This is a genomic window from Xenorhabdus mauleonii, from assembly GCF_900113945.1.
Classification (GTDB): domain Bacteria; phylum Pseudomonadota; class Gammaproteobacteria; order Enterobacterales; family Enterobacteriaceae; genus Xenorhabdus; species Xenorhabdus mauleonii.
Genome location: NZ_FORG01000031.1, coordinates 13,282 through 37,096, shown reverse-complemented (window position 1 = coordinate 37,096; position 23,815 = coordinate 13,282). Strand labels below are relative to the sequence as shown.

Genomic DNA, 23,815 nt, shown 5'->3' with positions numbered 1-23,815 from the left:
CCAGGAAAACCGACACAAAATGCCTTTATCGAACGTTTTAACCGGACGTACCGGACAGAAGTACTGGATTTTTATCTGTTCAGAACACTGAATGAGGTCCGGGAAATTACAGAGCACTGGATGACGGAATACAACAGCGAGCGGCCTCATGAATCGCTGAACAATCTGACGCCGGAAGAGTACCGGATGATGAATGAAAACGCGGAAATCTCAAAAAGTACGTGGAACTAAAACGGGTATGCTTACAGAGGGTGTAGCATTATTTTAGAAAGCTATTTAGAAGTTTTTTTAGGGGATATTAAAAATAATAAAATAATAAGTTCACTACGTTTAGTATGTAATTGTTTTTATTTGAAATAGCGGGGTCATGATGAATTTTATTTAAATGAATATGGGTAAGTATTAAAAAATCGGCAAATTAAAATCAAATCCATAAATTAACATTAAAAAATAAATTCATTATTTAATAAATTATTAATTTATGAAATGTACTTTATTACCTGTTTTCAATAAAATTGAATCTCCATTCATTCTATTATCTAGGATAAAATTATGAATATAATGCTTTATAACGTATCACAAGTACTTATGGGTGCTATGGTTACAGGAGGGGGAATTCCAAATGACCCTATAAAACAGCATTCTTATATCTCTCCTGGTTCTACATTTACTTTCACTATATATGGCGATTTTATAGAACAGATTAGGATTGTTGCGCATGCGGTACACCTTGACGCTACCTTTGCTTTAAGTGATTCCTCTATTTTGAACAAGTATCAAAAATTTTCTCTTCATTATCAGGATGGCTGTAGTGTTGAGTCTCCATTTTTTGATTATTGCTTTCCAATTTCTATAATTCCTGTAGACGGTTAATAATATAACATCGATTAATATAACTAGAGGGTTTATAACATGGATTATAAATGTGTACATAATGAAACAAAATATCCCCTTCAGGTAATTCTCCAAACGAGTGACTATGTAGAATATCCAATATGGAATTTACCTCCATGGAGTCATGCTCCATTTAATGTACCTGGTCCACCATTACCAGCTCCTCGACCAGTTGGAATAAAGTTTATAGCTCTTGATGGTTCATTTATATTGGATTATATATCAAAACGGGGCGATAGGTATTTTGAAAATTATATTGAAGATAATGATAGACTTGCTATAAATGAATCTAAGTGGGCACCTTATAATTTCCATTTAACGTTCACGAAGTCCAGTTTGCCGTGTAAATAACGCCTGTATTTTCAGCTGCGCCTTCGCATAATTTTTGCGAATCAACAATGGCAGATATCCAACTACGTCATACGGGGCCGTCTCAGTGAGCAATTTTGTATCAGTATCACCAGTTTTTGATTATCAAGGAGCAATTCAATTTTAGTCACGCCAGAATTTTTCTGGCGTTGACGCTGGGCGGCTTTACGTTCTACGGGGGATTTAACAATGAGATTTACCACCGTGGATGAGGCAATCGACATAAAAACAGTTCTTCAAACTCCTTTTGTGACCATGCCTTCTTAAGATTTTCTTCATCCCAAAAATTGTCATTATCAAACAATGTTACCGTATCGAAAAAAGCGAGTTCACCTTGGATACGATTCAGGATAAAGAACCGCTTATAAGCCTCCTCGCCGTTATCCCCTGAATCTCTGGAGGAATAAAACGTTCTCTTCCATTTCTCATGCATTGATAGATCCAGCGCTAATTGCACCAACCGAATGGGATTATCCGACCAAGCCCACTCGGACACATAGACATCGCCATACAGGCCGGCAACATGGCTATTAAGTCGAAGAAGCATTTTCCATCATCAATGATAAATTAGTCGGAAAATATGGAGAAGATTACTATATTGAGGACCCAAAAGAGTTAGCTAAACAACCTAGTTTAATATGCAGGAAAACGCTAGATCTATTGAGAGAGGTGTTAGTATTAGACCCACATCTTTCCGCGGAGATGCTCCGTTATATACATGCACCTGAATAATTCTATTTTAGGGTTGCCCCGTAACATTAACGGGGCAATTAACGTATTAAATTAATTCTTCTGTATCGGCGTCAGCATCTGCACTTCGCTTAAATCATCGAAATCGTTCACGGATGCAACCCCACCGCCTGCGAAGGCGTCGCCATCACGGAAGAACTGACCCCCGCTGAGTGAGGCCGATATACCTTTGCCTTTATTGTCGTACCCGTAGAGGCCGATAGTCGCGTTGATATAGCAACAGGAATAAGGTTTACCATCATGGGCTGTCAAGGGAGAACGGTTGCGATCAACAACTAAAGGGCTGGCTTTATTACTGGCCGAAATAAACATATTACCCGCGTAGCCGTCGTAGTCCGATTTACTGTCGCCGTCGCGGAAATTAAAGCGCATATTATTGCCGCGAATGTCTTTAATTATACCTTCGGCTTTTGCTCCCCATTTCTCCGTTGCTACTTTGAGAATGGCGGCCTCAATTTCAGCAATTAATCTTTCCGCTCTTCCAAAATAAAGAGCTTTGTATAACACTTGATGGAACAGCTTATAACCTTGGTAAGTCATCACAGCCATAAAATTATGTTAGTCGTGGGCCTTATGACTACCAATTCTCCTATCAAAACTCTGAATCGCAAAGCTAGGTACTGCAATAAAACAGTTAATAGGCCAAACTAAGAGTGTTTGCTTAAACTTAACCCCAATTTACATTCTAAATTCAAGGCTGCACAACAACATAAGCGCGGCCTTTTCTGTATTTGCCACCGCAATCACTTTCATCACATCCGTATACATATATTGCGGCTGGCAACCTATTAACTTGAAACTTGGATAAACAAGCGATATGGGAAATAGAAAAAAAACTCAAAGCCTTATCCCTCACGCTGAAGGATAAGATTATGGGAGAAAGCTATAAATGGTGTCTTTTCGGCGATCTCTAAGAATTTCGACGTATGTAGTCGAAAGCGTCACGAAGTGTTTGTTCATGTTCAGCAGAATACAGCAGAGATTGGGGTCGAGACTGAGGTTGTAGATGTTGATGAACAGGATTTGTTGGTGCTGCCATAGGGCTATAAGAATTATAACTTTGGCTAGATTGTTCAATTGGATGTCCAATAGGCGAAGCTACGCGCTCCTGCGACATTGGAGATGGTGCGCGTGGAGCACCCGGAGCCGGATAATTTAGCGGCATTGATTCAAAAGGCCGTGAAGCTACTGATATCGGATTATAACGAGATGAGCGTGATCTAATTATTCTCATTACGCCATTAACTAGAGACCGTGAATTTTGTTGTATTCTCTCACTAATCTCGATTTTTTGTACAAGCTTACTGAAGTTCAATTTCCCACTAGAATCGACAGATAATGGCCCAATTATCTCCCGCTCATAACGAGTTATATCGATGTCAAAGGAGTGTGGAAGCAAGGTGAGCAAACCTTGTAGTCCATTGAATCCCAATTCATCTATTATTTGGGGAATATCTTGTTCCTGAACACCTATCCGATTACCGATCGACTTTACCACTTTTGGGGAGCAATGATAAAGGCGTAATGACATAGTTCGGGTATGCCGCTCATACGCATAAATATATGGCTTCAGTAAATTAAAAAAATCTCGATGTTTTTGAGTCAAAATAATCACCTTTAGTAAAAATATATTTCAACAACCTTTACCCTCATCGCTATCGCAAAACAAGCGAATAAACCTTAACTATTAGTTACTCTCTAAAACTAAAAGCAATAACCCATGCCATCACAATAGGGGCGGATGGGTTTGGGGTGCATCTGTATGCCCAGCCCACGGCGGGGAAAATGACCACGGCAGACATTGCCACCAGTCTGTACGGTCAACCGGATGAGCAGCGGCTGACGTGGTACGGCACCGCACTGGGGATTGCCAACGAGGCACTGGCACACAATGACGGGCTGCTGTCACTCAATGAAGTGGGTCAGGGGGCGAAAGAGGGCGGTAACCGACCATTGGCCAGCTGGCGAACGATCGCCATCAGTACCGGGGAAAAAGATATTCCGACGTTCCTGATGGAGGCGGGGATCAAGATGAATGCCGGGCAATTGGTTCGATTGCTCAACATTCCGATGGAAAGGGCAAAAAACTTGCACGGATTGGATAGCGGTAAAGCCCATGCGGATGCCTTAAAGCGGGGTTGCCGTGAGCATTACGGTGCGGCTGGGCGGGAGTGGATCAGTTACTTATCATCACACCCGCAGGAAGCGAAAAAAGCCTATCTCAACGCCCAGTCACGCTGGTGCAAGCTGATACCGGAAAGCTACGGCGAGCAGGTGCACCGAGTCAGTGATCGCTTTGCCGTGCTGGAAGCCGCCTTGATGCTGGGCCGGGTTATCACGGGCTGGGATGAACAGCACTGCCGGGATGTGCTGCAATATATCTTCAATGTGTGGGTGGCTGAGTTCGGCACAGGCAACAAAGAACTGGAGCAGATTGTTGAGCAGACAGTGGATTTCCTGAACGCCCACGGCATGAGCCGTTATGCGCCGCTACCCTACGACGAACGGGATTTACCCATCCGGGACTTAGCCGGATACCGGGAAAAGAAAGGCCAGCATGACGATGACCCGGTAGTGTTCTATACCTTGCCTGCCACCTTTAAGCAGGAGATTGCCCGGGGATTTAACGTGGACATGTTCGCCGATACCTTGGTGAAAAATGGAATACTGCGAAAGCCGGCCAGTGGGCGCAGTTATCAGGGCAAAACGCCGCGCCTCAAGCACTTGGGGGGCATCCAGCAACGGGCTTACATCATGGTGTTAGTGCCTGAATCTGAAGAAGAGACCTGATCTTTCATGTGAGAGAAAAAAGGTGTTGTCTCGGTTGTCTCAGTTGTCTCATTTCTATTAATGCAATGAATTATAAAGTTTTTTATTTTTAGAGTGAGACAACATGAGGCAACTCAGCGGGGGTTTTGAGACAACAGCCACGGGGACAGGCTTCTTTTTGGCAGGCAGATCATCAAACGGGCATAAGCCACCTGTCTCTCAACCGACATTACAGAGGCATTATGGGAAAAGTATATCGATTATCCCGTTGGGGAATGGGCAATTTCATGGGGCAGTGGTTGAAGGTTGACAGTCAATTAGAAGAAAGATCCCGTATTCGGGAAGTCAGCGACAAGATGATTTTAAGTTTAGCGGGGGAGACAAAACAATGATGGACAATACAGTACACAAAACACTTTTCACCATTCCTGAACCAAGCCACAGCACCGCAATCGCAACGGTAAAGCCCTTGCCTGCTCAGCGCAAGATCACCGGCAACAAGCAGGTTGATGCCTATCTGTGGGTACTGGAGGTCATCAAAACCAACGAACCCGCCCACCTTGACGCAGCACAAGCTGCCCTGAAGAAACTGAAAATTACCCCGAAAGAGGCCCAGCAGAAATATGTTGATTACCTGATGAAATCGGGTGCGCATGCGTTTCAGGTGGCCTTTGGCACCATGAGTATGGATAACCTACAAGGCTATATTGACCGGGCGAAAGAACAGAATAAGAAAGTCAGTCAGGTCAGAGGACTATTTGCCAGTTATGAAGCTGCACTGGAACTGACTGCCCCCGAAAAATTGATGCTAGTGGGGGAACTGGCTGAAATCTATGAATCCTTCCACTACTGGAACGAAGAAGAATACGCCGAAGGGTGTATGCATGGTGATCGCATCAATGAAGTTGATAAGTTGCGTAAAGCAACAGCGAAAGGCTTTGCTGAACAACTCCCCGAACCGCACACGCTGTCCGATGTAGTGCGTGAGTTTCTTTATTGGGACTGGTTATATCAGATGCGCAATGTAGCGGCTAAAGAGCTTGATCCGGGCGGCTATGGTATTGATGAAAGATATTATGTCTATGACCGGGAAGAATATCTGGCGATGTTAATTAGAATGGATGACCGTTCATTAAAAAGTCAGATGGCTGAATTATAGAAGCAGCACTGTGATAAGTGTGGGGAATCACTGACTGTGGCTGAATGTTGTTTTTCGGGTGAAGCCGCTTGTTGGAATACATTGGGCTGGCATGCGTTGAAGCTATAAAGAATTATGTCAAGCTGCATAAGCAAATCTACATTTGAAAATTTAACTTAATGTGATATTAAACTAAGGTAATTAATGTGCATTGCAATCAGCATTGTTTACAGGAGGAATTATGGGACAGTATCGACACACTGAATCCAGTATTCTCGCAATAACTACTGTTAATGAGTTGGAGCAGAAAATGACCAAGCTGTTCCTGTGTGAGGAAGGTAAATTTCACTATTTTTTGGACAAGCCTAAGAAAAAACCTCACTATAGACTCAATATCATAGGACACTCACTCTCAACTAGTTCTCAGATATTATTTTGTGGAACTGTTGAAAATGCTCCTAGAATGAATATAGGTGATTTTTGCAGAACAGTTCATAACTTACTAAACAGTATTAGAATCAAAGGACACAATATTCAAAGTGCTAGAATAATAGCTTGCTGGTCTGGAGCAAATGGTTTTGCTCAAAAACTGGCTGATTATCTTAATATACCAGTTAAAGGTTCGTTAGGGGGCACTAGGTTACGTCACATACCTAATGTAGACCGTCGTTGTATTGATAAACCTGGCTCAGGTAGCCGTTATTCTGCAGAAGAGATATATAGGCAAAAGCAGTATGATCCGCACTATGGGCAGTATAAGTGGTACGAGCCTCAATCTTTAGAGAGTGCTTGGGAATCTTTTACTAATGACCGCATATCAAAAAAATAATCGGTTGGCTAGAACTACCACTGATGGTGGGCACAATGTCCAATACTTCCCATCAGGGAGAACTGATGAAGGCGACGATGGAAGGAAGCCTTTCCAGTCGCAGAGATTTTGCCGGTAGCGTAACAGACGGTAAACCGCTAGAATTATCTCATCGGCCTGAACATCCGACAACCTAAACGTAAGCTGCTGTGTCATCACTTAGAGGAATAAGTTATGGCGCAGCATAGTTTTATCAAAATCTCCAATGATACTCTGAGGCCAGCAACCCCTGCCGCCAGAGAATACCTGCACTCCAAAGTGAAGTGTGGCGATGTGCTTTATGCGGATTTTAAGAAAGCACGTAACCCCCGTTTCCACCGCAAATATTTTGCCCTCCTGAATCTCGGTTATGAATACTGGGAACCCACCGGCGGTACGATTTCCCCTGAAGAAAAAAACTTGTCCGTGGCTACGTACAATTTCTGGCTCACTTCGCCGGCGCCGAAGATGCCTTACAATCCGCTGCAGATGAATACCTTGCCGGTTTATCGAAAAATCGTGCCCAGAACATTACCGCCACTAAATCCTTTGATGCGTTCCGACGCTGGGCAACGGTGGAATCCGGTCACTATGACACTTACGAAATGCCCAATGGCAGCCTGCATCGAGAACCCCGTTCAATCAGTTTTGCCAAAATGGAGGACTTGGAATTTCAGGAACTCTATAAAGCCACATTAAATGTGCTCTGGAACTTCATTCTGTACCGTAACTTTCCGACTCAGAGTTCTGCTGAAAACGCCGCTTCTCAGTTGTTTGATTTTGCGTAATGGAGAGGCAAGACCAATGACCAACAGTGAAAAACAGTGGCTTTCTGATGTGGCCTCGCTGGGCTGTATTTGTTGCCGGAATATGGGGCTGGGAGTATCACCAGCGGAAACCCACCATATCAGAACGGGGCAGGGGATGGCACAACGGGCGGATCACTTCTCCGTTCTGCCATTATGTCCGCGCCATCATCGGGCATGTTATCCCACGGGTTTTTATGCTGCTCCGAAAACATGGCAGGCAATCCACGGTACGGAAACAGAACTCTTGTCCCAAGTGAAAAAGGAAGTTGAAGAGGTACGGTTATGTCGGGTGTAAATGAATTAAATAATAGGAAGTTAAGGGGCGAAGAATGATTTATCCGAATACATGTGGAAAAGGTGAAGAGCATTTAAGGCTGCGCACGCTGGAAAGTGTTTGGATACGTGGGCAGTTAAGCCTATGGGGAAGTTGGTCTACGATTAGCAAATCACCACAGGCTGCAGGTATTTTATCCCGACTGTTGGCACAACCTGTTATATCCAAAAAGGCCTTGAAAGTAGCTATGAAAAGGATGCAGCAAGCGGGGCTAACACAAGAAGAGTTATTGCAGATTTTTGGCGGAATGCAGGAAAAGCAGTCGATCAGCCGCTTATGGTTTTGCACTGATTCGGAAGGTCTAAAAATGGATGCGGTCATTGCTAAAGTGATGAATGATGACCCCGGTTTATTGGACGTTGTTAAAGAACATTACTTATTTAAAAAATCGTATTACGGGATCGCAACTGAAATGCATGAACGCTGTCCTGAAATTTCACTTTCTACTTGTCGCCGTAGAATTGAGGCATGGTTAAATGTGGCGGAATTTATGCTATATCGCCCCATGTGTGATGAATTTGAAAGACAGGGGCATTACGTTGATTAAAAAAGTTTGACTTTTTGAGCAATAAAGTTAGTATTTTTATATATGCTTCGCGAAGCTATGCCCGCAAGCGACGAAATTAAAAGAGAACCTGCCCAGTGCAGGTTTTTTTGTGCCTGAAATTCAGGTAAGACTTGCTGTTATCCTTGGTCAGAGTTACATGTGTGTCTATGCACAATAACTGACCAAAGGTTTAAATTATCATGCTAAAACATGAAGATATGACAACGGCTGCCGCCTGTGTTTTAGAAACTGTGCCCGTGTATGACTGGGCATCCGTTTACGATATTTCCACCCTGACGGGGCTATCCACGCCGCGTTGCCAATTGCTTTTAACTCAATTTTGTCTGGCTGGCCTGATGGAAAGCCGGGACGATGACACGTTTTTCAAACGTTGCCCCTAATAAGGCAACGTTTTAAGCGGTGAAATGGACGGCTGGTGGATTGAATAACGCCAGCCTCTCACCTGTGGCTTTCCAGCAAGCAAGTCAGCGTCGACTGATGGAAAACAATTGTGAATTTAAGTGGTATCACATTAATTAACGACGACTCACTGCAATTTATTAAAACCTTACCGGACAACTGTATTGACCTAATCGCCACTGACCCGCCGTACTTTCAGGTAAAAGATTGTGCCTGGGACAGACAGTGGGAAGATGTCACGGCATACCTTGCGTGGTTGGATGAACTACTGGTCGAATTCTGGCGGGTACTGAAACCCAACGGCAGCCTGTATATGTTCTGTGGTTCGCGTCTAGCCTCGGATACTGAGCTGCTCGTTCGTGACGGTTCAATGTGTTAAATCATATTATCTGGGCGAAACCTTCTGGCCCATGGCGCAGGCAGAATAAAGAAAGCCTGCGGATGTACTTTCCAGCCACGGAACGCATTATTTTTGCCGAGCATTATCAAGGGCCGTATCACCCGAAAGGCGATGGCTATTCCAAGCAATGCCGGGCACTGAAACAGTCGGTATTTAAACCGCTGATAGATTATTTTCGTGATGCACGGAAAGTATTAGGCGTTACAGCGAAAGAGATCCACGAAGCGACGGGCAAGCAGATGGCCAGTCATTGGTTTAGTGATAGCCAGTGGCAGTTACCCAATGAGACGGACTACCAAAAGCTGCAGGTGTTGTTTGGACGTATCACCCAAGAAAAGCACCAGCGTGGTGAATTGAACAAACCCTATCATGAATTAGTTGAATCTCACCTCACCTTGTCACGGCAGTATGAAGAATTACGGCAAGAATACGGCTTAATGCGCCGTTCGTTCACGGTGACGGCAGAAGTGCCTTACACCGACGTCTGGCACTTTGCACCTGTTCAATATTATCCGGGTAAACATCCCTGCGAAAAACCCGCTGACCTGATGGCGCATATTATCCAGTCCAGTAGCAAAGAAGGGGATGTGGTGGCCGATTTCTTTATGGGTTCCGGGGCAACACTGAAAGCGGCGTTGAAGTTAAATCGCCGTGTTTTGGGTGTTGAGCTGGAAGAGGAACGGTTTAAGCAGACCGAGCAAGAAATCATGTTAAATACGGATAAATAATATTAATTCCAGTTGGTTGTATGAATTTCTGCACAAGGCCAATCAATTCATTCAATTATAAATAATCGTTAATATATCTAGGCTGTTTAACAACGAATGGAAAGTTAAATATAAGATTTGTCTTTTCATTAATTTATAAATATAAGGAAATAATATGTCTGAATTTATTAAGCCTGAACATGAATGTCCATTTGATCCAAAACAATATCAATGTGACTGCTTTATTGCACCGGTAGGTTCTTTTTCTTGGGCTTTGATTCAATTAAAACTACGCAAGCGTGTTACTCGTTCTGTTTGGGTAAATTGCCAAGGGAATAATGAAAAATATCTAGCTATCACGCCACGTGTGAATGATTTAACCGTAGAGAAAGATAGCGCTTATGCAGTTGATGGGGTTGTTGTTGGAACGAAATATGATTATCTAACTCATATTGATCTGCGTAATGAACACGGTAATTTTGTACCGTGGCAGCCAACGCAAGAAGATATGATGGCTTGTGATTGGCAGTTTTTTGGAGAGAAGGTAAAGCCAGAACCAGAGCCAACGCCTGATCCGGAACCTGAAACACCAAAGACTCTTAAATATAATGTAGTCTTTGACGCAACTCCAAAAGGCCACTCTGAACCAGTTTTGGATAAACTATGGAGTTTAGAAAAAGATCTAGTTGTTATTGAAAATAATATAGCAGCTCCTTACCTTATTTATTGGTTCGGCCCTAAATATTTTGGTTCAGCTGCTAATACAATCAGCATACAATTTAGGAAGCAAGTTCCAGAACTGAGCAATAAAACTTTGATAATTACTGTAGATGGTAAAAAGTATAACCTTGGTACTGTTACAGAACAAAACACTAATTCAACAAAAGTGGAGGCACATCTTCGCTATGAGAAAGGTGACACAGCAGAATTCGGTAAGCTGCTAGAACGAGTAGGAAAAAAATACCGCTTCCATTGTGAATGGTATGAGTAATCAACTTAGGCCACTCTTATAAACCTTCCCCAGCATTTGCTGGGGTTGTTTTTACCACCGCAATCACTCTAATCACATCCGTATACATGCATTGCGGCTGGCAACCTTAATTTGTATGTCAGAGCTTACAATGAGCCATAGTTAAAACAGGCTACGAATTCATTTAAAGTCGGACTGAGTTCATAACCATATATCAGAGGTATACAAATGAAAATATCAATAGAGCTTAACGGCGAAACAATTTGGTATCGCGATGAGGGCAAGGGGGAGGGAATGGGATCGACTGGGTACATAAAGGACGGTACACAGCAAAAAATCATTACCGCCCTTGAAGCTGCATTATCTCAGGCTAAAGCTGAATCCTTATGCTGGAATAACTGAGATTGAATGACGAATGTTTGCTGAGCCTCCCCCGATATCCAGCGTGACATTCCAGTAACCAGAATGCGGAGCAGAAATTCGAGCGGGTAAGGCTTTATAGAAACCGCCGTAATAATTAAACTGGCCTCCGTTTCTGTATTTATGAAAGTCACTGTCAGTTAATAGCATAATATTGCACTGATGCGAGCAATCAACCTTAACGACATCACCTTGATTAAGGTGAATTCTTTTGTGCAAAAACTGCATCTTGTCTCCTTCCAGAGGTAATCAGCCATCCCTCATAAGTTGGTTAATATTTGGCTGATTTAACAACATACCTTAAGTATTAACTCATTACTTTTAACCTACTCACAGGGGCGACTCTCTCACCCCACGGACGCCCATTGTTCTGATGGGGTGGAATATGAAAATGAAAGAAAACCCTGATTTGTGGGCCGATCTGTTAAGCGGCCTAAAACATTCTTGGCCGCAGATATCCGGCTCTATCCTGGCCATCCTGATTTGTTACGGTCGTCTGATTTATGACGGCGTGGAACGCAAGAACCGCTGGGTCGAAGCCTTATTGTGCGGGGCTTTGTCATGGAGTGTATCCAGTGGCTTGGAGATGTTTGGTATTCCGGGCAGTTTCGCACCGGCTATCGGTGGTGCCATCGGTTTTATTGGCGTTGAGAAGGTACGCGGCTTCGCTATTCGGGCGATTAACAAGCGTTTGGGAGATAAGCAATGAGCCGTCTCAATCAAATTCGCCGCTGGTGGGTACTGCGTAGGCTACGAAGGCATTGGTCTAGTGATCAATATTTCCTGAAGCTTGCTCGTCACCCTAAATACAAATGGTTAAACGACTATTTCAATTTTTACGAACGCTATTGGTTTCTCAGGATGTTGGTAGGGCACGAACAACGACGGGGAGCAATATGATGACCAGAGGCATACGCAACAACAATCCCGGTAACATTGATAACAACTCAGCAAATAAGTGGCTTGGACAATTACCGCATGACCGGAATATCGAAAAGCGGTTCTGTCGGTTTGAAACAGCGGAGCATGGCATCAGGGCGCTGATGAAGTTGCTCAGAAACTATCAGCTCAAATACCAATTGCACTCGATTAGACAAATCATCAATCGTTATGCTCCGCCCATAGAGAACAACACTGAAAGCTACATTCGATTTGCTGCTGTAAAGGTCGGTGTTTCTCCTGATGCTAAGATATCTACCCAAGATAAGAAAGCCCTGTTTGCTTTGGTAGAGGGCATCATTCGAATGGAGAACGAAAACAAGCAACCTTATTCCGAGGTGACGTTTGAAAAAGCGTTTGAGATGCTGTGAGGCTTAACAGCCGATATTTCGCCCTTGGTGCTTTTGCTGTCATCGCTGGCCTGCTTTGGTTCTATTACAGTGAATATCAGCAAAAGGCCAAAGATTATGATGAACTGGAGACGAAATTTAAAAGGCAGGTCATCGCAATCAAAGACCAGCAAGAACGCATCAAGCATCTTTCCGAAATAGACACCACCCGCTTACAGGAACTCACAAATGCCAAATCTAAAATCACTCAGCTTAGCGATGATTTGCGCACTTACGTTAAGCGCGTGTACGTCAGGGCAGAATGCCCAGTGCCTGAAACCGCTTCCCCCTCCGGCGTGGATGGTTCAAGACCCGCCCGACTGGAGAAAGACGCTGAACAAGATTATGTACGTCTCCTCGGAGAACTTGAAACCCTCGAAGCCCAGTGCCTTGGATTGAGGGATTATGTGAAGACTGAATGTTTAAGGTGAAAAAATGAAAACGGAAGTTGATTTGATTTACTTTGAAAAGAACAGGCGAAAGCAATCATCCGTGGCTAAGTACACTGTCATTCACCACACTGAATCAACCATGCTAGAGCAAACCTTGGTTATAGAAAAAGAGCTGGGTGGTAATTTCAAAGCATCAACGCAGTTTGATGATATGCCTTCATTTGAGAATGAAAAAGAGGCAGCATTGAAACTAGCTGACTGGATGAAGCGCATGAGTGAGGCGATAGAAAATCATTGGCAGGATAAAACGCAGCAACAGGAGGTGATATTTCGTGCTGAATAGAGGGACGCATTATCACCCCAGAGCAAATGAGTCTGGGGTGTAGGAGTGTCAGTAACTCCTAAAACTCAGGGCAATGGTGAAATAAAGTGTTTTAACGGCGTAGGTTGGGCGATCCTCTCTGTTCTTGTAGAAAAGAATCGATATCCTCCATATCAACACCCCAGGGATTATTGAGTGCAGAGCTTAGTGGTGAAGGTGTGCGTACTCGTGCTTGGGGTTGCAGTCGTGAAGTGCTCGGACGCGGTGATGTCGATAAATGCCGCAGTGGAGCACCCCGTTGATATGCATAAGGGCCTTCTTCAGTATGAACATCCTGTTGCGGGCTGCTTGGTGGAGATGAGTTATTTCCAAATAGTGCAGCATGCAAAGCTGGATAGCTGCCTTGAGGGATTCTAGATAGGGGTGGATTATTTTGAGCGCGGGAAAGACCATGCATGGGTTGATTATTTCCCGATAAAGTTGATGCTTGAGGGAGTTGATGAATAGGATTTGTAGGTGTCGGCCTGGAGCCATAAGGATAATGAAGTTTTTCCCTCACTCCTGCTGCTACAATATCATCATGATGTTTTAGTATAACGCTTGAAAAATTATCTTGGCTATTGACTATGTATGGAAGTATTTCCTGCTCGTAGATTCTCTGATTAATACCGCAACTGTGGATATCTAAGCAGTATTCATTAAAATACATTGATTTTATAAATCCTAGATCACTGAATAGTCTTGTCACTTGGGTTTTAGTGGGGAAAGTATTAGGGAATTGTCTTATTAACATTGTCGGACTTATTTTTAATATCTCTAAAGATATGACTCCATTATCAGATCGTGTGTACTGAGTAATATGCGTTCTTATTGCGTTGTAAGCGAGTTGATGTTCATAAGACATGATAATTATCTCCGTAAATATATTTGATTATGATATTTACCTCACATCTACCCAATAACAAGCGAATAAACCTTAACTATTAGTTACCCACTGAAATTAAAAACAATATTCCTTTACCCGTTCCCTTGAGTGGTTAAAGAACGAAGTGCACACACCCCAGAGCAAATGATTCTGGGGTGATTGTGGTCATTGGCGTCTATAAGGGCTACGACTACGACTACGACTGCGAATGGATAAATCAAGAGATTCATCTTGTGCTGCTGTTGTAGAAGGTTGATGTTGATAAGGAGTAAATGCACCACCAGTCCCGCCGATTAAACGCTGGTAAGGCTGAAATGCGCTGCTAGCATTACCAATCTGAGGCTGATTAGGTGTTGATTGAGGCTGTTGAACCACTGGGGGCATCATTACATGCTGGGGCGGTTGCGGTATAGGTCTTATGATTGGGGGAGCTTGAAATTGTGCAGACTGTTGTAAGGTGGTGGGCTGTTGTGTTTGTCCAGAGTGCTTTAAACCAATATGTATATGCAAACCGCTCTCGCTATAAGTAACGAAATTACAGATGTCGCATTCAAGTGGTTGTTCTTGTACTAGTCGTTGTCGTTGTAGTTCTAATCGTTGCCGTTCTAGTCGTTGTCGTTGTTGTTGTCGTTGTTGTTCTAGTAGTTGTAGTTGTTGCTGTCGTTGTTGTCGTTGTTGTCGTTGTTGTTCTGAGTGTTCTCGTTCTAGTCGTTGTAGTTGTTGTTGTCGTTGTTGGTGTTCTACAGGGTGCGTCGTCTGCATATGCGCCACCATTAGGCTCTCGTTTACACAGACCTGACGACAAATTTGACATGTATACATAAAGATACTCCTTAAGTCTGAACACATTTACAACAACCTCTACCCCCATCTTCACCGTAAAACAAGCGAATAAACCTTAACTATTAGTTACGCTCTGAAACTAAACACAATATTCCTTTACCCATTCCCTTGAGTGGTTAAAGCAATAACCCATGCCATCATCCCCGTTCTCATCGCGTACCCAACGCACACGGGCTGGTGGCATTTTTATTTTCAACTATAGGGATATCTCCGTGGTTGATTTATGGGCTAGACAAAAGCAATAAATCTATTGTGTTTCAAAGTATTACTTGGACATAACGCACTGGACAAAACGAGCTAACCTCTTGTTTTAAACTCTCTATTTTGTGCGCACCTCTTATGCGTCGGGTTATCGCCGTCTGTCGGTATTAGCTGTGACATGTATCCTTACCATCGAGCGTACAGACAGAATCAAAAATAACCCATGCCACCGTGTAGAGCGGGTCATTATCAGCAACATCCGCTGTAGGCAGAAAAAGTGGTGTGACAGCCGGAGAGACGGCCTGTATTGCCATCATGATTCATTGAGTCGTGATTGCTACAGAAAACCTATGGAGAACAAAACATGTCACAAGGTACAGCAACCCACGCCATCACTGTCGATATCAAATACAACACTGAACCCTTAAATAAACTTGAATCACAGTTAGAGCACATTGTTGAGCTATTGGAACGTATACAAGGCCGACGTGATGTTTCAGATGCGACAACAGAGCTGGAAGCTTCAATCCAAAAAAGTGTTGAAGCTATGCTGGAGAATGCAACGTTAATCAAGAGAACGGATGAGGCATCTCGCCGCAAGTATGATGCAGGCATGAAACTGGCTACTGATAAGGGAGCAATAGCTACCATTACAAGCGATAGCTTCAAGATTTTCAATGTAGCCAGTGGGCCTTATATAAACTCACCACTCATCATTGATTCAGCCAAGATAAGTGAAGCCAAGATAAAAGCTAACGACGATCACACCCGCCAACTCATCCGCGAAGAAATGCGCCAGTTCGTGACTCGTGAACGGATGCCGGGTGGATTGCTGTCAAAATAAGGAACAAAAATGGCACTCACCGACAAGCAAGAGATGTTTTGTCGTGAGTACCTCGTTGATTTGAACGCCACACAAGCGGCAATTCGTGCGGGGTACAGCGATAAGACTGCAAACCGCACAGCGTCTGAAAACCTGTCAAAACCTGATATTCAATCACGTATCGCTGAACTCAAAGCCGAACGCAATGAAGAAGTCGGAATCAATGCCGCCTATGTATTGAAGCGGCTGGTTGAAATTGACCAGATGGATGTCCTCGACATTCTCGCCGATGGTGGGGAACTGAAAGCCGTCAAGGACTGGCCTAAAGTCTGGCGAACAACATTATCCGGTATGGAAGTGTTGGAAATAGGGTCACAAGACACAGCCGCGCTACTTAAGAAAATCAAATGGCCTGACAAAGTGAAAAACCTTGAGTTGCTTGGCAAGCACATTGCGGTTCAGGCGTTTAAAGAGCAGGTCGATCAAAATGTGGTGGCGACACATAACATTATGCCGGTTCCTGCCTGCGATAACGTCGATGATTGGGAGCAGGTGGCTCAGAAACAGCAGAGCGAGGTATTAGGTGGATGAATTACAATGTGGTTTGGAAACCGCTGCCCGGCTCGCAGTCATTATCATTAAGTTGCCCGTGTAACGAAATTCTGTATGAAGGCACACGAGGCCCCGGCAAGACAGCGGCACAACTGGCTCGATTCCGGCGCAATGTCGGGGTAGGTTACGGTTCATTCTGGCGTGGGGTGATATTCGATACGGAATATAAAAACCTCGCGGATATCATTACCCAATCAAAACGCATATATCGCCTGTTTAAAGACGGCGCCCGTTTTCTGGCCTCGGCATCAGAACTACGTTGGGTGTGGCCGACAGGTGAAGAACTGTTATTTCGGTTTGGCAAAGAGGCGGATGACTATTGGGATTATCACGGTCAGGAATTCCCTTTTATTGGCTTTAACGAATTAACCAAGCAGACATCAGCCGACTTTTATTAAGCCATGTTTTCCTGTCGCCGTTCATCATTCAGGCCGGAGGATTACCCGCTTGAAGATGGTTCATTGTTAAAACCGATCCCACTGGAAACCTTCAGCACGACAAACCCATTTGGGATTGGTCATACTTGGGTGAAGAAACGTTTTATTGAGCCTGCACCGCGCGGAACGGTTATCCGTGAAACGCAGAAAGTATTCAATCCACAGACTGAACGAGACGAAGATATCACCCTGACCCGCGTCGCGATTCATGGCTCATTTAAAGAAAACCCTTACCTAGACCCGCAATACATTGCAACGTTGATGGGCATCAAAGACCCAAACCGTAGAAAGGCGTGGGTTGAGGGTTCATGGGATGTCACGAGTGGTGGGCGGTTTGACCATCTTTGGAATGCTAGCTACCACGTTATCAAGCCATTCAAAATCCCCGATAGCTGGACGGTTGACCGTTCTCACGACTGGGGTGAATCAAAGCCTTTCGCGAATTTGTGGTGGGCCGAGTCAGACGGTACAGAAGCAACCTTGTCTGATGGCCGCCAATTTTGCCCACCAGCCGGCACCTTAATCCTGATTGGGGAATGGTATGATTGCCCGCCAGATGAGTTAAACAAAGGGTTGAATATGTCATCCACCAATGTTGCGAAAGGCATTAAGTGGATTGATGGGCGTTTAGTTGGGCTAGAGACAACGATCCCTGATGAAATCGTCAAAGAAGGCAAAACACAAGGCCAGCTTAATATCCTGCCCGGCATCTGTAAGGCGGTGATAAAGGGGCCTGCTGATAACTCAATTTACACACCAAACGACGATGAGGATTCCATAGCTCAAAAAATGGAAGCACAGAAAGTCGAATGGGTGAAAGCAAACAAAAACCCCGGCTCTCGTATCAACGGTGCGTCCCTCTTTGCGGACATGCTCGAGGCGGTCATTGAAGGCAAGAAAACAGAGTCAGGTATGCCAGAAAAGCCCGCGTTCTATGTCTTCGAGCATTGCCGGGGCGGGATTAGCCGTGTTCCCGTCTTAGTCCGTGACACTAAAAACCCTGATGATGTGGATACCGAGCAGGAAGATCACGATTGGGATGCGACACGGTACCGGGTCTTGCATAAGCCCCTGCGTTTTACCAAATCACTCAATTTCAATTGGAACTAACATGAGCACAAATGTTGATTACAGACATCCGGCCTACGCCGAGTTTTTGCCAGAATGGAACATGATCGGCGATTGTGTGGGGGGTGAGCGGGTAGTGAAAAGCCGGAAAGAACGATATTTACCCCATCCGGCAGACAAGAAAGATCAGGATGACCCAACCAATAAGCGCTATGAACGTTATTTACTCCGGGCGTCATTTATCAACGCGACGGGGCGTACCCTGAGCGGGTTATTGGGCATTGCGTTCAATAAGCCCGTCAAAATCGATATCTCAGGCGGCATTGAATATCTGGAAACGGATATTGATGGTGAAGGGCAGCCGTTGACACAAATGATACGCGATGCGCTATCCCAAGTATTACAGCGCGGGCGTGCCGGGCTACTGAGTGACTTCACTGGCTCCGGCATTCAATCAGAGGCCGAAAAGGGACGTCCCTATATCCGATTATTTACCGCCAAGGAAATTATTAACTGGCGGGTGACCAACGGAAAAACGTCGCTGGTGGTGGTGCATTACCAAGAACCGAAGGACACGGATGCTTTTGATTTGCAACTGATTGACCACTGGATTGAACTGCGACTCATTGAGGGCAGGGCGTATTCACGACACTGGTATCAGGAGGGTAATTTAATTGCCCATGATTGGGTGGAACTGAAAGAGGCAACCGGTCAACCGTTATCCGAATTGCCGTGGTCATGGATAGGCTCAATGAACAATGACCACACGCCGGATGCGCCGCCACTGGCCGATATTGCGTATGTGAACATCAAACACTATCAGGCGGAAGCTGATATTGCAGAATCAGCCCACACGGTCGGGCAACCGATGGTGGCCTTAACGGGACTGACTGGAGCATGCAACGGCAGCGTGGTCACGGTCACTACCCTGTATTCAGAGACGCCGATGGCGGAGAGTGTCTGGTCCATTGATGCATCTGATTTGGCGCTCCAGCAGTTCAGGGTGACCGGCATCAAGGAAGGGGAAGACGGGGCTTCGTTTGAGATCACCGCCGTGGAGCACAATCCCAACAAATACACCCATATCGACACCGGCACCCGCATTGATGAGCGGTCCATTTCGGTCATTCCACCCGGTGTGCAATCGCCGCCGAAGCACGTCACCATCAGCAGTGACAGCAGTGTGCATCAGGGCATGGCGGTAACGACCTTACGCGTGACATGGCAGGCGGTGGAAAATGCCATCGCCTATGAAGCGGAATGGCGGCGGGATAACGGCAATTGGATATCGGCCCCCAGAACTTCTACCCAGAGTTTTGAAGTCCCCGGTATCTACGCCGGACGCTATCAGGCGCGGGTGCGGGTGATTAATGCGGCGGAAATTTCCAGTATCTGGGCGAATGCCACTGAAACTTATCTCAAAGGGAAAGAAGGAAATCCCCCGGCCCCCTTGGGCTTTAAAACCACGCCGATACTCTTCGGTATCCAATTGGACTGGGGATTTGCCCCCAACACCAGTGACACCCTGAAAACAGAAATCCAGTACAGCCAGACCCACGACGGCGAAGGTGTGATGTTGCTGGCGGACATTCCCTACCCCCAACGCACGCACACAATGCAAGGACTGGCGGCCGGGGTGGCGTTCTACTTTCGTGCCCGGCTGGTGGACAAATCCGGCAATCAGTCCCCGTGGACGGACTTTATCCGGGGGGAGTCTTCCGATGATGCGAGCTGGATTGTTGACGCTGCCGGAGAACAGTTCTTGACCGCCGAGGCCGGGAAGCGGCTGGAGAGGCAAATCGATTTTACCAACGAGGCCATACTGGAAAACTCCGTGCTCATAGGCTCCGTGGTTCAGCGTCAGCTGAAAGAAAACGGCGAGATGCGCGCGGAGATACTGGAAGTCAGAACCACGCAAGTCACCGATCAGAAAGCCTTTGCTGAGAAGATGGAAAAGGTGCAAGCCGATGTGGGCGAGAATGCGGCTGCCGTGCAGACCAAAGCCACCGCTGTTTTTGATGCGAACGGTGATGGTTATGCCATCCATGATATTGGGGCTGGCATCAACTACAACAACCAGTTCTATAAAGCGGGCATGGTGATTGGTGCTGAGGTCAAGAACGGGAAGGTAGAGACGCATTTCGGTGTCAGGGCCAATCAGTTTACCGTGGTGAATCCGACCAACGGAAAGTCAGAATCGGTCTTTGTGATTAAGAACGGGCAGGTGTTTATCAAGGAAGCTTTTCTGGGTACGGCAGTCATTGATGGGGCGAAAATCAAGGATGCTTCCATCACGATGGCAAAAATTGCTGACGGAATACGGTCGGATAACTGGCCTCATGGTGGCTGGAATTTGCCGAAGAACGGGGCATTTGAAATGAGAGGGTCGGCTGATGATGTACACACAACGGTAGATAACACCGGATTGACCGTCTATGACGGTAGTGGAACATTGCGAATTAAGGTAGGGAGAACGTAAATGAGCGGCAAGATAGGCATTTGGGTAAGACCCGGGGATGGTGGTAAACCTTATTATTTGGACTCTGACAGGGCACAAATGTTGAGTTTACTGCGGACGGTAAAAACCGCCGCGCAGGGTTTCTACACCCCAGAGACATCACACCACATTCCCGAGGCGAGAGATTTCAATATCGTTTTGATACCCACGAAAACGGTCGTGGTGGGGCAACAGGGACTGCAATCGATTATCAGAGACCTCCGAATTGAAAATATTCGCATGGAGGGGGAATACCTGAAATTTGCCTATAGTGAGGATACACGTGATTTCTCCCCTTTTTTTGATAAGGATGCAAATTTCTATATTCAGGTTTGCGGTTACCCCAAATACACAGAGTCTTTTGGTATCAAGCTGGCGGGGATGAATGGAGTATCGACCATTGCTGACCAGAACCGACTGGGCTATTGCGTCTATCGGGGGCGATTTTCGTTAGGAAGTAATGGGCAATGGCGCGTACCGGACGCTATCCCGAACCGGAATCAATGTCTGGTTTTTGCCCGCACAGAAACCCCCGGCGCCGCCATCGGTATGACCCACGATAAGGTGGTTGTGAACAATGATGTCGCCTGCGATGTGCATGTGGTGATTTTCTCCAGCGGCTTCCCGTTACAAAAACCGGACTGGGGGATTGCCATTTACAACGCCTCCGGAAACCTGACGTATTCCTCTTATTACACGCCGTTCTTTCTGGGGGAAATGATACCGGTCAGAAATGGGCAAGGGGCAAGCCCCACCATCGCCAGACCGATGGTGCACGTTAACCGACTGGCAAAACTGATTAAGAATACCGGGGGGAATATGTGGCGCTTTGCCGATTCAGGTTTCAAATTTTCCGGTAACACCATCTCCATAAGCGAAGCCGGCAAGATGGATTTTGAGTATTTTCAGGCTAACTGGTTCAGCTACAAACCCATCAATTACGACATCTACGCGATTAACTTCGACGACTACTTCTAACTCTTCAGGAATTCATCTATGTACTATTCACAAGGCACAGTCAGTATCGTGTCCGGCTCGGCTATTGTCCGTGGCACGGGCACCAAGTTTAACGCGAATATTAACAGCGTTGCCCCCGGGCAGATAATGTTAATCCAGTCCGGCAAGGATAACCTGCTGCACATGATACAGGCGGTGAACTCCGATACCGAGCTGGTACTGGCGGATAAAGCCGGTGTCACCCTGAATAACACGACCTATCAGATACAGGTGACTGTACCCGATTCTGTCTCAGACGGTGTTAGGAATATGGTGGCCAACAGCAGCTTTGTCGTCCAGTTCCTCCAGAACATGGACAAATGGATGTCACAAAGTGGGGTAGTGGATGTGACCTTACCGAACGGACAGACGGTGGCGTTGCAGTCGATTAGGGCGTTGCAGGCGGCGGTAGACGGGAAGCTGGATAAGAGTCAGAACGGGGCGGATATTCCGGATAAAAACGCGTTTGTAAAAAATTTAGGCGCTGCAACTGAGAAATGGGTGGAAATTAACGGAGCTGGTTATATTCAAGGTAAATCAATTAACCAGTCGTCTATCAGTGAATTCACATCATGGATAAAATCATTACCTGTAGGTGGGCACGCATTCCGTTTTGGTGCTAACACTGGAGGAGTTGGCTATAGCTGGTCATCTGGTTATATAACCAGATTAGGAGATACATGGGCAGGAATGGTTGCCCATTTCATTCAGGGAGTAGCCATCATACACGGTAGTGACAACGGTGGTGATACTAAAATTAGCCGCTTATGGACAGATAAAAATGCCACTGCAGGCAATGATGGTATTCTCAGAATATCCTCCCCCATCATCCAAATTCACCCTGATGGCACCTTTACCACCAACGACGAATCGGAAGGGGCCACGGTCACCAAACTCGGTACCGGCCACTATCAGATAGACGGTATCCTTGGCTATAACGCGGACGGGGCGTGGGGTGTGCACGGCGGTATCTCTTCTCCGAAGAATAACAACGGGCTTGAACTTATCTACATTGATGACCGGGTGGAAAAGGACGGCAGCATCACGATTGAGACGTTCCACCGTCAGCACAGTCATTTACCGGAGCGCTTTCAAAACAAACGGATTAAAGCCCTCGTGGACGGTGAAAAGATCTACTATGCGAATGGAGAACCCTGCGATATTCCCGAAGGCTGTCGCTTGGATGTCCGTGCGCAGATGCCGGCGGATTCGGTGTGGAACCAGCGACAAAAGGTAGCGGCGGAGACGGTTGGTGATATTGAACCGTAGGAATAGTAATCAGAACAGGGGCGGATGCCCCTGATGGTGATCGTGCATTGGTAAGGATGATAAACCCGCAGAAAGTAGCGTGCTTATTTTTAGCTCAGAATTAAGCGACTAGGACTATATAGTTATAAATTTTATCGTAATTCGCTCCAGTATTTGATTTGTGCCGTTGCTTCAATCCAGTATGTCATACCCACAGGAACGATGAATGTGACACTGCGGTAAATAGTATGGTCTCGGAAATTTCCCAACGTGGCAATATGTACTTCATTAACTAAAATATCAGAAGTTCCACCATTTTCTCCTGATTGGCCAGTAATAATGACCTGTATTGGAGAGCTTGTTTCATTTACGTATACCGTGCCAGCCGTCCTGTTTTTAGTGACATTTTGCCAAATTTGTCCAACGCCGATCATGTTATTTTTCAGGGCGTTTTGATTGGCGGTATTTGCTAAATCATAGGCTTTCTTAACGGCCTTAGAGGTTGCGGCGGTTAACTCACTGTCACTGTCTGTTTCATCACTTAAAGTAACGAATCCCGGCTCTACATGAGTTGCATAGGGATGGTTCCGACTTTGAGCGTGTTCTTCAATTTTCTTATCGATAGTGTCTTTCACATATTTTCGGCTAGGCACTATCAACAAATCACAGTCATCAGGACATGATGTATCTAGTTTATTATTTTCATTACTCATATTATTCCCTCATTTAATCAACAATACACATTGCTA

Annotated in this window: 27 protein-coding genes and 5 pseudogenes; 25 read left to right on the top strand and 7 right to left on the bottom strand. The window is 45.5% G+C overall.

Going from position 1 to position 23,815, the window contains the following annotated elements; translation table 11 throughout:
* On the top strand, positions 1-231 hold a 231-nt coding region (locus BM100_RS19495), incomplete at its 5' end, for an integrase core domain-containing protein (protein ID WP_139217008.1).
* A 321-nt stretch (positions 232-552) separates the two neighbouring features.
* Positions 553-873 carry a hypothetical protein gene (locus BM100_RS19490; protein ID WP_092514013.1) on the top strand — a complete coding sequence of 107 codons (321 nt, stop codon included), beginning with the start codon at positions 553-555 and terminating at the stop codon, positions 871-873.
* Positions 874-1,459: 586 nt separating this feature from the next.
* Here BM100_RS19490 and BM100_RS19475 read toward each other — a convergent pair.
* Together BM100_RS19475 and BM100_RS19470 are read right to left on the bottom strand one after the other, a co-directional pair.
* Complete coding sequence (locus BM100_RS19475; protein WP_244590690.1) at positions 1,460-1,810, bottom strand: hypothetical protein; 351 nt, start codon at positions 1,808-1,810, stop codon at positions 1,460-1,462.
* 236 nt (positions 1,811-2,046) lie between these two features.
* Complete coding sequence (locus tag BM100_RS19470; RefSeq protein ID WP_092514007.1) at positions 2,047-2,562, bottom strand: ssDNA-binding protein; 516 nt, start codon at positions 2,560-2,562, stop codon at positions 2,047-2,049.
* A 1,182-nt stretch (positions 2,563-3,744) separates the two neighbouring features.
* On the opposite strand from BM100_RS19470, the pseudogene BM100_RS19465 reads away from it, so the two are divergent.
* The 12 genes and pseudogenes from BM100_RS19465 to BM100_RS19420 all read left to right on the top strand — a co-directional run.
* Positions 3,745-4,803 (top strand): annotated as a pseudogene (locus tag BM100_RS19465) (DUF927 domain-containing protein); the annotation flags it as partial.
* 125 nt (positions 4,804-4,928) lie between these two features.
* Positions 4,929-5,174: a hypothetical protein gene (locus BM100_RS22760; RefSeq protein ID WP_139217007.1), complete on the top strand. Its 246-nt coding sequence runs from the start codon at positions 4,929-4,931 to the stop codon at positions 5,172-5,174.
* The gene (locus BM100_RS19460) at positions 5,171-5,941 is read left to right on the top strand and encodes a helix-turn-helix domain-containing protein (protein WP_175494984.1); all 771 of its coding nucleotides are present in this window, start codon (positions 5,171-5,173) and stop codon (positions 5,939-5,941) included. The genes BM100_RS22760 and BM100_RS19460 overlap by 4 nt, the downstream gene beginning before the upstream one ends.
* Positions 5,942-6,161: 220 nt before the next feature.
* A complete protein-coding gene (locus BM100_RS19455) occupies positions 6,162-6,749 on the top strand; it encodes a hypothetical protein (RefSeq protein WP_092514005.1) in 588 nt (195 codons plus the stop codon).
* Positions 6,750-6,784: 35 nt separating this feature from the next.
* Positions 6,785-6,925, top strand: a complete 141-nt coding sequence (locus BM100_RS23245) for a hypothetical protein (protein ID WP_169924763.1) — start codon at positions 6,785-6,787, stop codon at positions 6,923-6,925.
* 37 nt (positions 6,926-6,962) lie between these two features.
* Positions 6,963-7,489 (top strand): annotated as a pseudogene (locus BM100_RS19450) (DUF1367 family protein); the annotation flags it as partial.
* Positions 7,490-7,571: 82 nt separating this feature from the next.
* Positions 7,572-7,871, top strand: coding sequence for a Ref family recombination enhancement nuclease (locus BM100_RS19445; protein WP_092514003.1), 300 nt, complete (start codon positions 7,572-7,574; stop codon positions 7,869-7,871).
* Positions 7,872-7,905: 34 nt separating this feature from the next.
* Positions 7,906-8,457, top strand: coding sequence for a DUF1133 family protein (locus BM100_RS19440; RefSeq protein ID WP_092514001.1), 552 nt, complete (start codon positions 7,906-7,908; stop codon positions 8,455-8,457).
* Positions 8,458-8,657: 200 nt separating this feature from the next.
* The gene (locus tag BM100_RS19435; protein ID WP_092513999.1) at positions 8,658-8,858 is read left to right on the top strand and encodes a hypothetical protein; all 201 of its coding nucleotides are present in this window, start codon (positions 8,658-8,660) and stop codon (positions 8,856-8,858) included.
* A 110-nt stretch (positions 8,859-8,968) separates the two neighbouring features.
* Positions 8,969-10,005 (top strand): annotated as a pseudogene (locus tag BM100_RS19430) (DNA-methyltransferase).
* Between the two features lie 154 nt (positions 10,006-10,159).
* Complete coding sequence (locus tag BM100_RS19425; RefSeq protein WP_092513997.1) at positions 10,160-10,975, top strand: DUF2829 domain-containing protein; 816 nt, start codon at positions 10,160-10,162, stop codon at positions 10,973-10,975.
* Positions 10,976-11,182: 207 nt separating this feature from the next.
* A complete protein-coding gene (locus BM100_RS19420; RefSeq protein ID WP_092513995.1) occupies positions 11,183-11,356 on the top strand; it encodes an Rrf2 family transcriptional regulator in 174 nt (57 codons plus the stop codon).
* Here BM100_RS19420 and BM100_RS19415 read toward each other — a convergent pair.
* Entirely contained in the window at positions 11,339-11,602 is a 264-nt protein-coding gene (locus BM100_RS19415) for a DUF1883 domain-containing protein (RefSeq protein WP_092513993.1), read from the bottom strand. The genes BM100_RS19420 and BM100_RS19415 overlap by 18 nt on opposite strands.
* A 157-nt stretch (positions 11,603-11,759) precedes the next feature.
* On the opposite strand from BM100_RS19415, the gene BM100_RS19410 reads away from it, so the two are divergent.
* The 5 genes from BM100_RS19410 to BM100_RS19395 are packed head-to-tail and all read left to right on the top strand — an operon-like array spanning position 11,760 to position 13,437.
* Positions 11,760-12,083 (top strand): phage holin, lambda family, encoded by a 324-nt coding sequence (locus BM100_RS19410; RefSeq protein ID WP_420855338.1) that lies wholly within the window; start codon positions 11,760-11,762, stop codon positions 12,081-12,083.
* Positions 12,080-12,274, top strand: coding sequence for a hypothetical protein (locus tag BM100_RS22755; protein WP_139217006.1), 195 nt, complete (start codon positions 12,080-12,082; stop codon positions 12,272-12,274). The genes BM100_RS19410 and BM100_RS22755 overlap by 4 nt, the downstream gene beginning before the upstream one ends.
* The gene (locus BM100_RS19405) at positions 12,274-12,684 is read left to right on the top strand and encodes a structural protein (RefSeq protein WP_092514023.1); all 411 of its coding nucleotides are present in this window, start codon (positions 12,274-12,276) and stop codon (positions 12,682-12,684) included. The genes BM100_RS22755 and BM100_RS19405 overlap by 1 nt, the downstream gene beginning before the upstream one ends.
* Positions 12,681-13,133, top strand: a complete 453-nt coding sequence (locus tag BM100_RS19400; RefSeq protein ID WP_092513991.1) for a lysis protein — start codon at positions 12,681-12,683, stop codon at positions 13,131-13,133. Before BM100_RS19405 ends, BM100_RS19400 begins: the two co-directional genes overlap by 4 nt.
* Positions 13,134-13,137: 4 nt before the next feature.
* Entirely contained in the window at positions 13,138-13,437 is a 300-nt protein-coding gene (locus tag BM100_RS19395; RefSeq protein ID WP_092513989.1) for a hypothetical protein, read from the top strand.
* Between the two features lie 91 nt (positions 13,438-13,528).
* Here the strand turns inward: BM100_RS19395 and BM100_RS22750 are convergent, their stop codons facing one another.
* The 3 genes from BM100_RS22750 to BM100_RS23235 all read right to left on the bottom strand — a co-directional run bounded on the left by BM100_RS22750 (position 13,529) and on the right by BM100_RS23235 (position 15,702).
* Positions 13,529-14,320: a hypothetical protein gene (locus BM100_RS22750; RefSeq protein ID WP_139217005.1), complete on the bottom strand. Its 792-nt coding sequence runs from the start codon at positions 14,318-14,320 to the stop codon at positions 13,529-13,531.
* A 186-nt stretch (positions 14,321-14,506) separates the two neighbouring features.
* Positions 14,507-15,163: a C2H2-type zinc finger protein gene (locus BM100_RS23240; protein ID WP_169924762.1), complete on the bottom strand. Its 657-nt coding sequence runs from the start codon at positions 15,161-15,163 to the stop codon at positions 14,507-14,509.
* Between the two features lie 389 nt (positions 15,164-15,552).
* A complete protein-coding gene (locus tag BM100_RS23235; RefSeq protein WP_175494983.1) occupies positions 15,553-15,702 on the bottom strand; it encodes a hypothetical protein in 150 nt (49 codons plus the stop codon).
* Positions 15,703-15,749: 47 nt separating this feature from the next.
* On the opposite strand from BM100_RS23235, the gene BM100_RS19375 reads away from it, so the two are divergent.
* The 6 genes and pseudogenes from BM100_RS19375 (at position 15,750) to BM100_RS19350 (ending at position 23,087) form a co-directional block, all read left to right on the top strand.
* Complete coding sequence (locus BM100_RS19375; RefSeq protein WP_092513983.1) at positions 15,750-16,229, top strand: hypothetical protein; 480 nt, start codon at positions 15,750-15,752, stop codon at positions 16,227-16,229.
* Positions 16,230-16,238: 9 nt separating this feature from the next.
* Positions 16,239-16,799 carry a terminase small subunit gene (locus BM100_RS19370; protein ID WP_092513981.1) on the top strand — a complete coding sequence of 187 codons (561 nt, stop codon included), beginning with the start codon at positions 16,239-16,241 and terminating at the stop codon, positions 16,797-16,799.
* Positions 16,796-18,367: pseudogene (locus tag BM100_RS19365) on the top strand (terminase). Before BM100_RS19370 ends, BM100_RS19365 begins: the two are co-directional and overlap by 4 nt.
* Before the next feature lie 718 nt (positions 18,368-19,085).
* Positions 19,086-20,804 (top strand): annotated as a pseudogene (locus BM100_RS19360) (TipJ family phage tail tip protein); the annotation flags it as partial.
* Positions 20,805-21,800 carry a DUF6453 family protein gene (locus tag BM100_RS19355; RefSeq protein WP_092513979.1) on the top strand — a complete coding sequence of 332 codons (996 nt, stop codon included), beginning with the start codon at positions 20,805-20,807 and terminating at the stop codon, positions 21,798-21,800.
* A gap of 18 nt (positions 21,801-21,818) precedes the next feature.
* Positions 21,819-23,087: a phage tail fiber protein gene (locus BM100_RS19350; RefSeq protein WP_092513977.1), complete on the top strand. Its 1,269-nt coding sequence runs from the start codon at positions 21,819-21,821 to the stop codon at positions 23,085-23,087.
* A 131-nt stretch (positions 23,088-23,218) separates the two neighbouring features.
* On the opposite strand, the gene BM100_RS19345 is transcribed toward BM100_RS19350, so the two are convergent.
* A complete protein-coding gene (locus BM100_RS19345; protein ID WP_092513975.1) occupies positions 23,219-23,779 on the bottom strand; it encodes a tail fiber protein in 561 nt (186 codons plus the stop codon).
* Positions 23,780-23,815: the final 36 nt, after the last annotated feature.